Source organism: Burkholderia sp. KL41, from assembly GCF_057005415.2.
In genome coordinates this window covers 1,192,821-1,206,909 of record NZ_CM174446.1, presented here as the reverse complement: position 1 = coordinate 1,206,909, position 14,089 = coordinate 1,192,821, and the positions used below count along the sequence as shown (strand labels likewise).

Annotated in this window: 16 protein-coding genes; 7 read left to right on the top strand and 9 right to left on the bottom strand. The window is 66.1% G+C overall.

Going from position 1 to position 14,089, the window contains the following annotated elements:
• Nucleotides 1-29 precede the first annotated feature (29 nt).
• Both PQB87_RS05760 and PQB87_RS05755 read right to left on the bottom strand, forming a co-directional pair.
• Nucleotides 30-1,001, bottom strand: coding sequence for a thymidylate synthase (locus PQB87_RS05760; protein ID WP_489242669.1), 972 nt, complete (start codon nt 999-1,001; stop codon nt 30-32).
• Nucleotides 1,002-1,042: 41 nt separating this feature from the next.
• The gene (locus PQB87_RS05755) at nt 1,043-2,440 is read right to left on the bottom strand and encodes a sigma-54 dependent transcriptional regulator (RefSeq protein ID WP_059681805.1); all 1,398 of its coding nucleotides are present in this window, start codon (nt 2,438-2,440) and stop codon (nt 1,043-1,045) included.
• A 609-nt stretch (nt 2,441-3,049) separates the two neighbouring features.
• On the opposite strand from PQB87_RS05755, the gene PQB87_RS05750 reads away from it, so the two are divergent.
• Entirely contained in the window at nt 3,050-3,268 is a 219-nt protein-coding gene (locus PQB87_RS05750; RefSeq protein WP_226128618.1) for a hypothetical protein, read from the top strand.
• A 270-nt stretch (nt 3,269-3,538) separates the two neighbouring features.
• On the top strand, nt 3,539-4,039 hold the full coding sequence (locus PQB87_RS05745) for a dihydrofolate reductase (protein WP_153487991.1): 501 nt from the start codon (nt 3,539-3,541) through the stop codon (nt 4,037-4,039).
• 86 nt (nt 4,040-4,125) lie between these two features.
• On the opposite strand, the gene pmbA is transcribed toward PQB87_RS05745, so the two are convergent.
• A complete protein-coding gene (gene pmbA, locus PQB87_RS05740; protein ID WP_027788039.1) occupies nt 4,126-5,496 on the bottom strand; it encodes a metalloprotease PmbA in 1,371 nt (456 codons plus the stop codon).
• A 127-nt stretch (nt 5,497-5,623) separates the two neighbouring features.
• Between pmbA and yjgA the strand changes: the two genes are divergently transcribed.
• Complete coding sequence (gene yjgA, locus PQB87_RS05735; protein ID WP_279609146.1) at nt 5,624-6,226, top strand: ribosome biogenesis factor YjgA; 603 nt, start codon at nt 5,624-5,626, stop codon at nt 6,224-6,226.
• Nucleotides 6,210-6,824, top strand: coding sequence for a molybdopterin adenylyltransferase (mog, locus tag PQB87_RS05730; RefSeq protein ID WP_111939772.1), 615 nt, complete (start codon nt 6,210-6,212; stop codon nt 6,822-6,824). The genes yjgA and mog overlap by 17 nt, the downstream gene beginning before the upstream one ends.
• A gap of 34 nt (nt 6,825-6,858) precedes the next feature.
• Here mog and orn read toward each other — a convergent pair whose 3' ends face one another.
• Nucleotides 6,859-7,479 (bottom strand): oligoribonuclease, encoded by a 621-nt coding sequence (gene orn, locus PQB87_RS05725; RefSeq protein ID WP_021159736.1) that lies wholly within the window; start codon nt 7,477-7,479, stop codon nt 6,859-6,861.
• A 117-nt stretch (nt 7,480-7,596) separates the two neighbouring features.
• Between orn and PQB87_RS05720 the strand changes: the two genes are divergently transcribed.
• From PQB87_RS05720 to PQB87_RS05710, 3 genes are all read left to right on the top strand, one after another.
• Nucleotides 7,597-8,856 carry a M48 family metallopeptidase gene (locus PQB87_RS05720; protein WP_021159737.1) on the top strand — a complete coding sequence of 420 codons (1,260 nt, stop codon included), beginning with the start codon at nt 7,597-7,599 and terminating at the stop codon, nt 8,854-8,856.
• Nucleotides 8,853-9,794, top strand: a complete 942-nt coding sequence (gene rsgA / locus PQB87_RS05715) for a ribosome small subunit-dependent GTPase A (RefSeq protein WP_021159738.1) — start codon at nt 8,853-8,855, stop codon at nt 9,792-9,794. The genes PQB87_RS05720 and rsgA overlap by 4 nt, the downstream gene beginning before the upstream one ends.
• Before the next feature lie 66 nt (nt 9,795-9,860).
• Entirely contained in the window at nt 9,861-10,178 is a 318-nt protein-coding gene (locus tag PQB87_RS05710) for a putative signal transducing protein (protein ID WP_021159739.1), read from the top strand.
• A 67-nt stretch (nt 10,179-10,245) separates the two neighbouring features.
• Here the strand turns inward: PQB87_RS05710 and PQB87_RS05705 are convergent, their stop codons facing one another.
• From PQB87_RS05705 to rimM, 5 genes are all read right to left on the bottom strand, one after another.
• Nucleotides 10,246-11,184 (bottom strand): CobD/CbiB family protein, encoded by a 939-nt coding sequence (locus PQB87_RS05705; protein ID WP_021159740.1) that lies wholly within the window; start codon nt 11,182-11,184, stop codon nt 10,246-10,248.
• Between the two features lie 120 nt (nt 11,185-11,304).
• Nucleotides 11,305-11,991: a CoA pyrophosphatase gene (locus tag PQB87_RS05700; protein ID WP_021159741.1), complete on the bottom strand. Its 687-nt coding sequence runs from the start codon at nt 11,989-11,991 to the stop codon at nt 11,305-11,307.
• An 87-nt stretch (nt 11,992-12,078) separates the two neighbouring features.
• A complete protein-coding gene (gene rplS, locus PQB87_RS05695; protein ID WP_006753174.1) occupies nt 12,079-12,471 on the bottom strand; it encodes a 50S ribosomal protein L19 in 393 nt (130 codons plus the stop codon).
• A gap of 133 nt (nt 12,472-12,604) precedes the next feature.
• Nucleotides 12,605-13,399 (bottom strand): tRNA (guanosine(37)-N1)-methyltransferase TrmD, encoded by a 795-nt coding sequence (gene trmD / locus PQB87_RS05690; protein ID WP_111939641.1) that lies wholly within the window; start codon nt 13,397-13,399, stop codon nt 12,605-12,607.
• A gap of 1 nt (nt 13,400) precedes the next feature.
• A complete protein-coding gene (gene rimM / locus PQB87_RS05685) occupies nt 13,401-14,078 on the bottom strand; it encodes a ribosome maturation factor RimM (RefSeq protein WP_027788045.1) in 678 nt (225 codons plus the stop codon).
• Nucleotides 14,079-14,089: the final 11 nt, after the last annotated feature.

The window sequence follows — 14,089 nt, the reverse complement described above, 5'->3', positions numbered from 1 at the left end:
GATGCCTCCGCGCGGCCCGGGCCGCGCGATCAGACCGCCATCGGTGCGGTCAGCGGCTCGTGGTGGCGATAGCCGACGAGCGAGAAGTCCGACGGCTCGATCCGTTCCAGCCACTCGGGCTCATAGACGCCCGTCTTCGCGTAATCCGGCACACGCTCGGAAATCTCGAGCCGCGGGCTGTCGTAAGGCTCGCGCGTGAGCTGGCGCTGCAGCATGTCGAGCTGGTTCTCGTAGATGTGCGCGTCGCCGATAAAGTACGTGAACCAGCGCGGCGTGTAGCCGGTCAGCCGGCCGACGAGCGCCAGCAGCGCGGCCCCTTCCGTCAGGTTGAACGGCGTGCCGAGGCCGACGTCGTTGCTGCGGATGTACAGGCACAGCGAGATTTCGCGCTTCGTAGCGTTCGGCAGGAACTGGTACAGCAGATGGCACGCGGGCAACGCGATCTGGTCGAGCACGGCCGGGTTCCACGCGTGAAACAGGATGCGACGATCGGACGGGTTCTCCATGATCGTGTCCAGGCACTGGCGCAACTGGTCGATCGCCTTGTACAGCAGCACCTTCGGTGCGCCGTCTTCGTCGAAACGCGTAACGATCCGGAAGCCGCGGCGCGTCGCATCGGCGATCTGCGCGTCGGCGCCCGCGTCGAGCACCTTGTAGCCCGGCCACTGGCGCCATTGCACGCCGTACACGTCACCGAGATCGTCGACACCCTGGCGATACGGGTTTGCAAGCCACTGGGCATTCTCGTTCGCGTTCGCGTCCCACACCTTGCAGCCGAGCGCGCGGAAACCGGCCGCGCTGCGGGAAGCGCGCAGGAAACCGACCAGTTCGCCGATCGCCGACTTGAACGCGAGCTTCTTGGTCGTCACGGCCGGGAAGCCTTGCTGCAGGTCGAAGCGCAGCATCGCGCCCGGCATGCTGATGGTGCGGATCCCCGTGCGGTTCTCCTGCCAGGTGCCGGTATCGAGAATGGTACGAACGAGATCGAGATACTGTTTCATGCGGGTTCCTTCGGCCGCGAGGGCGGCCGTACCCGCCAATTTTAGCAAGCGTGATGCGGAAGCTCCTGCAACGGCGCCGAAAACCCTGCCAGCGTGTCGCCGCGATCGCGCATGCCGTGCGCGCACATCAGCCGGTAGAGCGTGACGCGCGACACGCCGAGTTCGCGCGCGGCATCCGCGAAACGGCCGCGATGGCGCAACAGCGCCTGCTCGATCGCCTGCCGTTCGGCCGCCTCACGCGCCTCCAGCAGCGACACGGGTGCGAGTGTCGCAAATTCGTTCAGCTCGAGATCGGCGGCGGTGATCATCCGCCCCTCCGACATGACGATCGCGCGGCGCACGCGATTGATCAGTTCACGCACGTTGCCCGGCCACGAATAGCCGTACAGCGACGCGACCGCATCAGGCGAAAAGCCGCGCAGGCGGCGATGTGCGTCGCCCTTGAAACGCTCGAGCATGTGGCGCGCAAGTATCTCGATATCCTTGCCGCGCGCGCGCAGCGGCGGCTCCTCGATCTTCAGCACGCACAGGCGATGGAACAGGTCCTCGCGGAACCGCCCTTCGCGCAGCGCTGCGTCCATGTCCACGTGCGTCGCACAGATCACGCGCACGTCGACGGGCACCGATACGTGGGCACCGAGCCGCTCGATCTTGCCTTCCTGCAGGAAGCGCAGCAGGCTTGCCTGGCTTTCGAGCGGCAAGTCGCCGATCTCGTCGAGAAACAGCGTGCCGCCGTTGGCGGCCTCGACGCGGCCGATCTTGCGCTGGTTCGCGCCGGTGAACGCGCCGCGCTCATAGCCGAACAGCTCGGCCTGCAGCAGCGTCGACGGAATCGCGCCGCAATTGATCGCGATGAACGGCGCGTGCGCGCGCGACGAGCGCTCATGAATCGCGACCGCCGTCAGCTCCTTGCCCGTACCCGATTCGCCGGAGATGAACACCGGTGCGTCGGTTGCCGCGACGCGGCGAATCGTCCTGAAGAGCCCGAGCATCGCATCGCAGGTCCCGACCATTTCGCCCTCGCTGCGTCCCGTGCCGACGGGCGGCGCAGCGGTTTCGGTCAGCGCGACCATGCCGTGCGCATGACCGACGGTCTCGACGATCCGCGCCGTCTCGTACGGCATCGTCACGTAGTCGAAACAGTAGTCACGAATGAGATGGCGCAGCGTGGCGTCCTGCAACTGGCCGCGGCGCGTCGCCGCGATCCAGCCGATGTGCTGAATGCTCAGACAGGATTCAAGTTCGCGCAGGTCCGAGGGCTTGAAGCCCGGTGAAAAATCGAGCAGCCCCGCCGTTGCGACACCGTGCTGCACGACGCGCCGTACGTCCCGCACGGTCTCCGCGAGATCGACACGCCAGCCGCATTCGTCGAAATGGCCGCGCAACGCGTCATTCGGCTCGCGCGAATAGTAGATCACATGCCGCTGATCGACTCCCATATGCTCACCCCGTTCCTCAACCGTCTAACGATTGCCGTGCACGTCAGTATGCGTGCGAAAGGATCGAATCGGGGCAGCCGAAGGCGGCTCGATTCGCCATGCCGATGCTCGGCAACGACAAAGCCTCGCATGATGGCGCTTATCTCGCGTCCAGTTATTTTGATCAAGATAGCTTAGTTATAGGCACTGAATACGACAATCCGATTTCAGTGCCGTGGGCGATACGGCCGGATCGCTCAGGAGGTCGATGTATGTCAATCGTCTGCACATAGCACCTGTGCAGCAATGCGTGCAGTCATCGATGCATGCGACGATTTTCATCCTTGAAGCGTATCGATTGAATCCGCAGTATTCCCGAGCCCCCTCGTTTCAGGCCTGAAACATTTTCAGCCGTTTTCCGCCACAATTCGCAACGCTTGCGCACGAATCGCAGTCTCGACAACGGTCGCAGCGCGATGGCATGCATTTCGCTGAATAGGGAAACCGTCGGAGACAGCGACCATGCGAAAACATCTTTTACTTTCTTTCGTGCCGATGACCATTGCGGTCGCGGCCGCCGGCCCGCCCTCACCCGTACACGCAGACGAAAGCTCGAAGCCGGATCACGCCATGCTGCTTGCATCGAACGCGCCGGGCATGCAGCACGGCGTCGGGTTCGGCATCGTGACCGTGTCGGCGCCGCAACCGCTGCCGGCCGGCAGGACATCGGTGACCTTGTGGGACGAGATCCCCCCGCCGCCCCAGTTGCCGATGCCGCTCCCGATACCGCAGCCGGGCGACGTGCAGCACGCGATGGAAGGCACCGCACAAGGCAGTACGCACCAGTGACCGTCGATCGAATCATTTGATCAGGATGACGTATTGATCCGGGCAGGCCGGAGAGCATCGATCAGAGGCTGCATTCGCGATCTCTCGACACGAAACGGTTTTGTGCTCCGTCCCCCGGCGGGCACGCTTTTTATTCATTCCATCGCCGCGCCGCGTGGCTTCGACCGTCGCGGCGCGCAGCGCCGGAAGGCGGATGTGCGCACCCGGAACCGGTGCGCACCGCCGTTCCGGTAGAATCGGCGCCATTCCGGTTTTCCTCTCCCCACCTTCATGACGACGTTGACCCTGATCGTCGCGCGTGCCCGCAACGGCATCATCGGCCGCGACAACCAGTTGCCCTGGAAACTTCCCGAGGATCTCGCCTTCTTCAAGCGCACGACGATGGGCGCACCGATCGTGATGGGCCGCAAGACCCACGAGTCGATCGGCCGGCCGCTGCCGGGCCGCCGCAACATCGTCGTCACGCGCGATGCGGCGCGACGCTTCGACGGCTGCGACACGGTCACGTCGCTCGCCGATGCGCTGGCGCTCGCCGCGCGCGACGGGGTGCCCGAGGCGTTCCTGATCGGTGGCGCGCAACTCTACTCGGAAGGTCTCGCACTCGCCGACAAGCTGGTCGTCACCGAGATCGATGCCGACTTCGACGGTGACGCGTCTTTCCCGGCACCCGACGCCGCGCACTGGCAGGAAGTGTCGCGCGACGCGCACCAGGCGGCCGCGCCGAACACGTTCGGCTATGCGTTCGTCGTCTACGAGCGCAAGCGCGGCTGACGCATCGCGCGCAATAAAAAAGCCCGACCGGCTCACTCACGCCGTCGGGCTTTTTTTGTTTGATGGCGGCCGATGCCGCGCGCCGCTTACTGCCCGGCGATCGTCATCTGCTCGATCAGCACCGAGCCCGTTTCCTTCGTGCCGCGCACGATCGAATCGGCGCCGATCGCGACGATATGCCGGAACATTTCCTGCAGCGTGCTTGCGACGGTGATTTCCTCGACCGGATACTGGATCACGCCGTTCTCGACCCAGAAGCCCGCCGCGCCGCGCGAATAGTCGCCCGTCACGTAGTTCACGCCCTGCCCCATCAGCTCGGTCAGCAACAGGCCCGTGCCGAGCTTCTTCAGCATCGCGTCGAAATCGTCGCCCGGCTGCGTGTTCGAGCTGCGCAGCGCGAGGTTGTGCGAGCCGCCTGCGTTGCCGGTGGTTTGCGTGCCGAGCTTGCGCGCCGAATAGGTCGACAGGAAGTAGCCTTCGACCACGCCATCCTTGACGACGCTGCGCGCACGCGTGCGCACGCCTTCCTCGTCGAACGGCGCGCTGCCCATCGCGCGCGGCACGTGCGGATCCTCGACGACCTGGATGTGCGGCGCGAACACCGGCTTGCCGAGACTGTCGACCAGGAACGACGTCTTGCGGTACAGCGCACCGCCGCTCACCGCCTGTACGAACGCGCCGAGCAGGCCGGCCGCGAGCGGCGCCTCGAACAGCACGGGCACCTTGCGGGTGTCGAGACGGCGCGCGCCCATCCGCGCAAGCGCACGCTCGGCCGCGTAACGGCCCACCGCTTCGGGCGCCGCGAGATCGGTCGCGCTGCGCTTCGACGAATACCAGTCGTCGCGCTGCATGTGGCGGCCGCTGCCCGCGATCGGCGCGCATGCGATGTAGTGGCGCGAGTACGGGTAGCCGGACAGGAAGCCACGCGACGTCGCGAGCACGAACTGCGAATGCTGGGCCGACACGCTCGCGCCTTCCGAATTGCGGATCTGCGGGCTGACCGCGAATGCGGCATCTTCCGCGCGGCGGGCGAGTTCGACGGCCTCGTCGGCCGTCAGTGCCCACGGGTGGTACAGATCGAGGTCGCGCGGGTCGGTTTCGAGCAGCTCGGCTTCAGCGAGGCCGGCGGCCTCGTCCTCGGCCGTGAAGCGCGCGATGTTGTAGGCGGCGGCGACGGTATCCTTGATCGCGCCCGGCGAGAAATCCGACGTGCTCGCGTTGCCGCGCTTCTTGCCGATGAACACGGTCACGCCGACCATCTTGTCGCGGTTGTGTTCGATCGTTTCGACTTCGCCGCGGCGCACCGACACCGACAGGCCGTCGCCCTCGGAGATTTCGGTCGCGGCATCCGTCGCGCCGAGGGCCTTCGCATGGCGAAGGATGTCCGAGGCGATTTCCTTGAGCTGGTCCTGCGTGTGCGGGAAATAGCGCGCTTGTACGTCGAGATTGGCTGCCATCGTCTTGATATCCGGTGGCGGGCGGGCGCCCGCATGTTCAAAATATTGCGTATCCCGCGATCATAGCAAGGTCCGGGGCCGGACACCGACAAGCTTGGCGTGTCCGCGGCGCGATACAATGCCGTCCATGACACGCAAAACCCGAATCCAGCCGATCGAGCATGCCGTCGAGGACGACGACAATGGCTACGATCGCCCCAGCAAATCCCAGTTGAAACGCGAAATGCACGCGCTGCAGGAGCTCGGCCAGGCGCTCGTCGACCTGCCGAAGGACGCCCTCAAGCGCATGCCGATGCCCGAAGATCTCGCGGACGCCGTGCGCGAAGCCCGCCGGATCACCGATCACGAAGGCAAGCGCCGCCAGCTCCAGTACGTCGGCCGCGTGATGCGCTCGCTGACCGACGACGAGACGGCCGCGCTGCGCACCGCGCTCGACGCGCAGCGCGGCGTGAACAAGGCCGCGACGGCCCGCCTGCACTGGATCGAACGCACGCGCGAACAGTTGCTCGCGAACGACGACGCGCTGACCGAATTCCTGCGCCAGCACCCGGAAGCCGATATCCAGGAAGGCCGCACGCTGATCCGCAACGCACGCAAGGAAGCGCAGCAGGGCAAGCCGCCCCGCTATTTCCGCGAGCTGTTCCAGTGGATCAAGGCCGCCGGCGGCGCGTCCGATGCGGACGACGAAACGGCGGACGACGCCGGAGACGACCATGACGACGAAGCGTAACCACCCGGACGAGCTCGTCGTCGGCCTCGTGTCGATCAGCGACCGCGCAAGCACGGGCGTCTACGAAGACAAGGGCATTCCCGCGTTGCAGGAATGGCTCGCCGGCGCGCTCACGTCGCCGTGGCGCGCCGAAACGCGCCTGATCCAGGACGATGCGCCCACGATCTCCGCCACGCTCGTCGAGCTCGTCGACGTCGCGGGATGCGACCTCGTGCTGACGACCGGCGGCACGGGCCCCGCGCGCCGCGACGTGACGCCCGAGGCCACGCTGGCCGTGGCGACGAAGGAAATGCCCGGGTTCGGTGAACAGATGCGGCAGATCAGCCTGAATTTCGTGCCGACCGCGATCCTGTCGCGGCAGGTCGCGGTGATCCGCGAAACGGCCCGGGCCGACCATGCGGCGCTGATCATCAACCTGCCGGGCCAGCCGAAATCGATCCGGGAAACGCTCGAAGGGCTGCGCGATGCCGACGGCAAGTCGACCGTGCCCGGCATCTTCGCCGCGGTGCCCTACTGCATCGACCTGATCGGCGGCCCGTATATCGAGACCGACGCCGCGGTGGTCGCGGCGTTCCGGCCGAAAAGCGCGCGGCGCTGAGCCTGTACCCGGCGCCGGGCGCGTGCCGGCCCGCTCAGGCGGCCGGCGCGGACTCGCCTGCCGGAGCCGACGCGGCCGGAATCAGGAAATGTTCGCGGTAGTACTTCAGCTCGTCGATCGACTCGTGGATGTCCGCGAGCGCCGTGTGCATCGCCCGCTTCTGGAACCCCTTGTAGATCGCCGGCTGCCAGCGGCGGCACAGCTCCTTGAGCGTGCTGACGTCGAGGTTGCGGTAGTGGAAGAACCGCTCGAATTCGGGCATCCAGCGCGCCATGAAGCGGCGGTCCTGGCAGATCGAGTTGCCGCACATCGGCGACTTGCCGGGCGACACGTACTGCGCGAGGAAGGCCTGCAGCTGCGCGGCGGCGTCCGCTTCGGTCACGGTCGACGCGCGCACGCGGTCGATCAGGCCCGAGCGGCCATGCGTCGACTTGTTCCAGTCGTCCATCTTCGCGAGCGTTTCGTCGCTCTGGTGGATCGCGAACACGGGGCCTTCGACGGCGACGTCGAGCGTGGAATTGGTCACGACGACCGCGATCTCGATGATGCGGTCGTTATCCGGGTCGAGGCCCGTCATCTCCATGTCGAGCCAGACGAGGTTCAACTCGTTGCGCACGAGCGCGGGCTGGCTGGTGGAAGCGGCGGTATCGGTCATGAGTCATCCTGGAAAATGGCGGGCAGCGCGCGGCGCCGCCCGGGCGGCCGGCATCGCATCAGCGGGCCCGGTCCGCAAGAACATATAATTCTCGCATAGAACCCTTTGGCGCCTTCGATGTCACCCTTTTCGTTCACCCTGCTGTTCGCGCTCGCCGTGCTCGCGATGGTCGTCACCAAGCTGTGGCTCGCGTCGCGGCAGATCCGCTTCGTCGCCGCGCACCGCAACGGCGTCCCCGCGCAGTTCAGCGCGACCATCCCGCTGACCGCCCACCAGCGCGCGGCCGACTATACGGTCGAGCGCACCCGGCTGACGATGCTCGAGATCGTCGTCAGCGCGGCCGTGCTGGTCGGCCTCACGCTGCTCGGCGGCGTCGGCGCGCTCGACACGCTGCTCACCGGCTGGCTCGGCCGCGGCTACGGGCAGCAGGTCGCGCTCGTCGCCGCGGTGCTCGTGATCACGAGCGCGATCGACGTCCCGTTCGAGTATTACCGCCAGTTCGGAATCGAACAGCGCTTCGGCTTCAACCGGATGACCAAGCGGCTGTTCTTCACCGACATGCTGAAAAACTCGCTGCTTGGCGCCGCGCTCGGCCTGCCGCTGCTGTTCGTCGTGCTGTGGCTGATGAACCAGGCCGGCAGCCTGTGGTGGCTGTGGACCTGGATCGTCTGGGTCGCGTTCCAGATGCTCGTGCTGCTGATCTACCCGACCTTCATTGCACCGATCTTCAACAAGTTCGAACCGCTCAAGGACGACGCGCTGCGCGCGCGCATCGAGTCGCTGATGAAGCGCTGCGGCTTCGCGGCGAAGGGCCTGTTCGTGATGGACGGCAGCCGCCGCTCCGCGCACGGCAACGCGTACTTCACGGGCTTCGGCGCCTCGAAGCGGATCGTGTTCTTCGACACGCTGCTCGCGCGGCTGTCCGGCCAGGAAATCGAGGCCGTGCTCGCGCACGAACTCGGCCACTTCAAGCGCCGCCACGTGATGAAGCGGATGCTCGTGTCGTTCGTGCTGAGCCTCGTGCTGCTCGCGCTGCTCGGCTGGCTTGCACAGCGCACGTGGTTCTACACGGGGCTCGGCGTCACGCCGTCGCTCGACACGAGCAACGCGGGCGCCGCGCTCGTGCTGTTCTTCCTCGCGATTCCCGTGTTCCTGTTCTTCGCGACGCCGTTCGGCAGCCTCACGTCGCGCAAGCACGAATTCGAGGCCGACGCATTCGCGGCCAGCCAGACCGACGCGCAGGATCTCGTCAGCGCGCTCGTGAAGCTCTATGAGGACAATGCGTCGACGCTGACGCCCGACCCTGTCTACACGGCCTTCTACTACTCGCATCCGCCCGCCTCGCAGCGGATCGACCGCCTGCTGCAGCACGCATGAGCCGGCCGACCTCCCGCAAGCCGGCGCCGCGCGCGTCGGGCGCGCAGCGTGCCGAAGGCCGCGTGATCGCGGCGCACGGGCGCCACTACATCGTCGCGCCCGACGATGGCGGCCCGATGCTGCAGTGCTTCCCGCGCGGCAAGAAGAGCGATATCGCGGTCGGCGACCGTGTCGCGTACGAACTCGCCTCGGCCGACCAGGGCGTCATCGTCGAGATCGGCGAACGGCGCAACCTGCTGTACCGCTCCGACCAGTTCAAGTCGAAGCTGTTCGCGGCCAACCTCGACCAGTTGCTGATCGTGCTCGCGACCGAGCCCTATTTCAGCGAGGACTTGCTCGGCCGCGCGCTGATTGCCGCCGAGGCGAACGAGCTGAAGCCGCTCGTCGTGCTGAACAAGATCGACGTCGAAGCCGCGCTGCCGGTCGCGCGCGAGCGCCTCGCGCCCTACCGCGCACTCGGCTACGACGTGCTCGAGCTGTCGGTGAAAGGCTCGCCCGACGACGCGCGCGCGCAACTGATGCCGCACCTCGCCGGGCATTCGACGATCCTGCTCGGCCAGTCCGGGATGGGCAAGTCGACACTCGTGAACCTGCTCGTTCCCGACGCCGAAGCCGCCACACGCGAGATTTCGGCCGCGCTCAACAGCGGCCGTCACACGACGACGTTCACGCGCCTCTACCCGCTGGAAGGCGGCGGCGCCCTGATCGATTCGCCGGGCTTCCAGGAATTCGGCCTCTACCACCTGACGGAAGGCCGTCTCGAGCGCGCGTTTCCGGAGTTCCGGCCGCTGCTCGCGGACTGCCGTTTCTATAATTGCCATCATCTGCACGAACCCGGCTGCGCGATTCTCGAAGCCGTCGCCGACGGCCGCATCGCGCCGACACGGCATGCGCTGTATGCGCAACTCGTGCACGAGGCAAGCCAGATCGTCCGCTGATCGCGCGGCACGCGCGCGGCGGCCAGCCGGTGCCATGCGGGCCGGCCCTCACCGACAGGAGCCGCGATGCGTTTCAAGGCACCCGATCTCGCGACGGCGCAGCATTGGGCCAACGTCCTCCAGGTAGCCGGCATCGGTTGCGAGCTGCATAACTGCTACGCGACCGGCGCACTCGGCGGCCTGCCTGCCGACGCGTGCACGCCCGAGCTGTGGCTCGACGACGAACGCGACGACGCGCTCGCGCGCCGGCTCCTCGATGCCGCTTCGCATGGCCCGTCGGCCGGCGCCGCGCCCTGGCGCTGCCGGCAGTGCGGCGAGGCGCTCGAGGCCCAGTTCACGGCCTGCTGGCAATGCGGCGCCGTGCGCGACCCACGCGACGATTGACCCGCACAGCAAAAAAGGCCGGCATCAAGCCGGCCTTTTGTCTTTCATCGGGCACCGCACTGCCCCGTCACGACACCCAGACGGCGAGTGTCAGCATCAGCAGCAGAATCATCCACAGGATCACCGCGCGCCAGACAAGGCCAACCGCGGATTGCAGCGTACGCGGCGTGCAATCGTCACCGACCGTCAACGGACCGCTGTCACCGACCGCCAGCGCATCGAGGCTCGACGGTTCCGCGAGCGGCCCCGCGAGGCGTGCGCCGAGCGCGCCGCTACCGGCTGCGAGCAGGACGCCGTCGTTCGGATCGGGCCACTGGCGCGTATGGTTGCGCCACGCGTAGATCGCGTCCTCGAAGTTACCAACGATTGCAAAGCCGAGCGCGGTCAGTCGCGAGGGAATCCAGTCGATCACGAAGAACGCGCGCTGCGCGAACGTCGAGAAGGCCGCCGTGCGGTCGTCACCCGGCGTCGACCAGCTGCGCGCGAGGTATTCGGAAATCCGGTACAGCACGGCACCGGCCGGGCCGATCGGCAGCACGTACCAGAAGAACACGCCGAACACGTGGCGATGCGATGCGACAACGGCGTGAATCAGCGTATGGCGGACGATTTCGCCGACCGGCATGTCGACCGTGTCGATACCCGTCCACTCGTGCAGGATTTCGCGCGCACGCGGCACGTCATCGTTGTTGAGCGCGAGGTGGATGTCGGTGAAGTAGTGGCTGAACTGGCGGAAGCCGAGCGTGAAATACACGACGACGACGTTCCAGATGAACGCGAGCACGAAGCTCACCTTGTACAGCAGGAAATAGATCAGCGCGACGATCAGCACCCACGGCAGCACGACCGCGAGCCATGCGAGGATGCCGTGCTTCTGCTTGCCTGCGTCGAGACCATGCGCGACGGTTTCCGCATGAAACTGGAACAGCGCGAACACCGGATTGTTCGGCGACAACGCGCGGACCTGTTCGATGATGAGGGCGAGGAGAACCGAAAAGAAAGTCATGCGTGGCGCCGTCTTCGGAGTTATGTCATTTTTTGCATAACGATAGCACAGCGTAAGCACCGGATGGCTGCCGGCGCGGTCGTGCGGCAGCCGGCCGCGCGCGCCAGCCGCCGTGCGCGCCTAGCCGGCGGCCAAGAAGCGGTACAGATTGCGCAACATGCCGGCAGTTGCGCCCCAGATGAAGTAATGCCCGCCAGGTTCGCCATTCGGATAGGGCATCGCAAAAAAACGACGCTCGCCGCCTTCCCAGCGAAACACCCGGACCTGATGGTTCGCGGGATTCATCAGGAACGCGAGCGGCACCTCGAAAATCTCGGCCACTTCGAACGTGTCGGCCTGCACGGTGAACGGCGGATGCACGAGGCCGACCACCGGCGTCACGCAGAAGCCCGTGCCGGTCAGGTAGTCGGGCAACGCGCCGAGGATCTCGACACGCTCGTCCGCCAGCCCGATCTCTTCCTTCGCCTCGCGCAACGCGGTTGCGGTCGCGTCACGATCGAACGGTTCGCGGCGACCGCCGGGGAAGCTGATCTGTCCGGCGTGGTCGTTCAGGTGGTCGGCGCGCTGGGTCAGCAGCATGGTGAGGCCGGACTCGCGGACGACGAGCGGGACGAGGACGGCCGCGCTACGCGGATCGACGCCCTCCTGCAGTCTCGCCTCGTCGGGCTCGACGCTCCACTCGAGCGTGCGCGCGAAACGGTCGCGCAGGCCGGACGGTGTCATCAGGCGGGAATCGATGGCCGGCAGGCCGGCGCCGGTGCCTTCGACCGGCAGGACTTCGGGATCGATGATGGGGCGGCGATTCAATGGGGCTCTCGTGTTTGTGTCGTATCGAGCATATTGTCGCGCCAGAATGAAAAAAGCACCCGGGTGGGTGCTTTTTCCTTACAGCTCTTACTCTTGGGAAGCTGCTGCGGCGCGATCCTTCGACACCAGCTTTTCCTTGATACGAGCCGACTTGCCCGAACGCTCGCGCAGGTAGTACAGCTTCGCACGACGCACATCACCGCGGCGCTTCACGACGATGCTTGCCAGCAGCGGCGAGTACGTCTGGAACGTACGCTCGACGCCTTCGCCCGACGAGATCTTGCGGACGATGAAATTCGAGTTCAGGCCACGGTTGCGAATAGCGATCACGACGCCTTCGTAGGCCTGAACGCGCTTGCGGTTACCTTCAACCACGTTCACGTTCACGATCACCGTATCGCCCGGGGCGAATTCGGGGATCGTCTTGCCGGCGAGCGCGCGCTCGATTTCTTCCTGCTCAAGTTTTGCGATCAGATTCATTACTGACTCCTTATGCCATCGTGTCGGCGTTGGCACCCGCCTGCTTCCAGGCCTGGCCCCGATAGAGGATGGATTCACATCAGGCGCCGCACACGCATGCACGACACCGCCAATTCCCGCCCGCGACACCGCCTCAGGAGGCGTCCTTCGCTTCGCGTGCGAGGTTCGCAAGCCACGCCTCGTCGGCCCGGCTCAGCAACTTCTCGCGGCGCGCCCGGACGATCAGGTCCGGTCGCTTCCGCAACGTATTCCTCAATGCTTCCTGGCGCCGCCACCGCTCGATCTCGGCATGATGCCCACCGAGCAGTACGTCCGGCACGCGCATGCCATCGTATTCCTCGGGGCGCGTGTAGTGCGGACAATCGAGCAGGCCGTCGGCGAAACTGTCCTGCACGGCCGACAGCGAATCGTTCAGCACGCCGGGCAGCAACCGCACGACCGCATCCATCATCGCCATCGCCGGCAGTTCGCCGCCCGACAATACGAAATCGCCGAGGCTGATTTCCTCGTCGACGCAACGATCGAGCAGGCGCTGGTCGATCGCTTCATAGCGGCCGCACAGCACGACAACGCCGGGTTCCTGCGCCATCCGCACCGCGCGATCGTGCGTGAGCGGTGCGCCTTGCGGCGACATCATCACGACGCGCGTGCTCGCGATACCCTGTTCCGCCTGCGCCGCTTTCGCGGCATCGATCGCGGCTTCGAGCGGCTTGGCCAGCATCACCATGCCCGGACCGCCGCCGTACGGACGATCGTCGACCGTGCGGTAGTTGTCCGTCGTGAAATCACGCGGGTTCCAGGTGCGCAACCCGAAGCGCCCTTGCTTGACAGCCCGGCTGGTGATCCCCCAGTCGGTCAGTGCACGGAACATCTCGGGAAAGAGCGTGACGACGTCGAACTGCACCGCGCTCTCGGTAACCTGGTTCATTTCAGTAATCGGCTTCCCAGTCGACGACGATGCGACGCGCCGCCTGATCCACCGTTTTGACGTATACGCCGACGAACGGAATCAACCGCTCGTCGGTGGTCGGCTGACCGTCTTTGCCGGTCGCCGGATACTCGACACGCATGATCGAATGCACGCCGTTGTCGATCATCCCGCTCACCTTCCCGAGCGCCACCGATTGCTCGTTGACGACATCGAGACCGATCAGGTCGACCCAATAGAATTCGTCCGCGGCCAATGCCGGGAAATCTTCCCGGCGCACGAACACGCGAAAACCACGCATGGCCAGCGCGGCATCGCGGTCGCTCACGCCCGCGGGTTGCGCAACGACAGTGTCGCTGTGTGTCTTCGACTGCAGGATGCGGACGGAAAGCCGCTCCGCACCGCGCTCCAGCCACCAGCGGCGCGCCTTGAGCAGCGCATCGCCACCGCGACCGGCGTCGGCATGTGTCGCCACCTTGACCCAACCCTTCAGGCCATAGGCGTCGACCACTGCCCCGACCTCGACGGCATCGTCGGGCCAGGCCTGCGCCACTTCGAGGCTGCCCTGCTCGGCAGCCTGACCGGCGTTCGCGACAACGTCGCGCTCGACCGGCTTGCGGACGAATGCGCCAAACGACGCCCGCCCGCGCCTTGCATTACCGGAATCGTGACCCGCCATCAATGCACCTC

Bases quoted from the DNA above. Each gene is read 5' to 3' on its own strand.
- PQB87_RS05760 (WP_489242669.1), bottom strand. From the start codon at position 1,001: ATGAAACAGTATCTCGATCTCGTTCGTACCATTCTCGATACCGGCACC.
- PQB87_RS05755 (WP_059681805.1), bottom strand. From the start codon at position 2,440: ATGGGAGTCGATCAGCGGCATGTGATCTACTATTCGCGCGAGCCGAAT.
- PQB87_RS05750 (WP_226128618.1), top strand. From the start codon at position 3,050: ATGCTGCTTGCATCGAACGCGCCGGGCATGCAGCACGGCGTCGGGTTC.
- PQB87_RS05745 (WP_153487991.1), top strand. From the start codon at position 3,539: ATGACGACGTTGACCCTGATCGTCGCGCGTGCCCGCAACGGCATCATC.
- pmbA (WP_027788039.1), bottom strand. From the start codon at position 5,496: ATGGCAGCCAATCTCGACGTACAAGCGCGCTATTTCCCGCACACGCAG.
- yjgA (WP_279609146.1), top strand. From the start codon at position 5,624: ATGACACGCAAAACCCGAATCCAGCCGATCGAGCATGCCGTCGAGGAC.
- mog (WP_111939772.1), top strand. From the start codon at position 6,210: ATGACGACGAAGCGTAACCACCCGGACGAGCTCGTCGTCGGCCTCGTG.
- orn (WP_021159736.1), bottom strand. From the start codon at position 7,479: ATGACCGATACCGCCGCTTCCACCAGCCAGCCCGCGCTCGTGCGCAAC.
- PQB87_RS05720 (WP_021159737.1), top strand. From the start codon at position 7,597: ATGTCACCCTTTTCGTTCACCCTGCTGTTCGCGCTCGCCGTGCTCGCG.
- rsgA (WP_021159738.1), top strand. From the start codon at position 8,853: ATGAGCCGGCCGACCTCCCGCAAGCCGGCGCCGCGCGCGTCGGGCGCG.
- PQB87_RS05710 (WP_021159739.1), top strand. From the start codon at position 9,861: ATGCGTTTCAAGGCACCCGATCTCGCGACGGCGCAGCATTGGGCCAAC.
- PQB87_RS05705 (WP_021159740.1), bottom strand. From the start codon at position 11,184: ATGACTTTCTTTTCGGTTCTCCTCGCCCTCATCATCGAACAGGTCCGC.
- rplS (WP_006753174.1), bottom strand. From the start codon at position 12,471: ATGAATCTGATCGCAAAACTTGAGCAGGAAGAAATCGAGCGCGCGCTC.
- trmD (WP_111939641.1), bottom strand. From the start codon at position 13,399: ATGAACCAGGTTACCGAGAGCGCGGTGCAGTTCGACGTCGTCACGCTC.
- rimM (WP_027788045.1), bottom strand. From the start codon at position 14,078: ATGGCGGGTCACGATTCCGGTAATGCAAGGCGCGGGCGGGCGTCGTTT.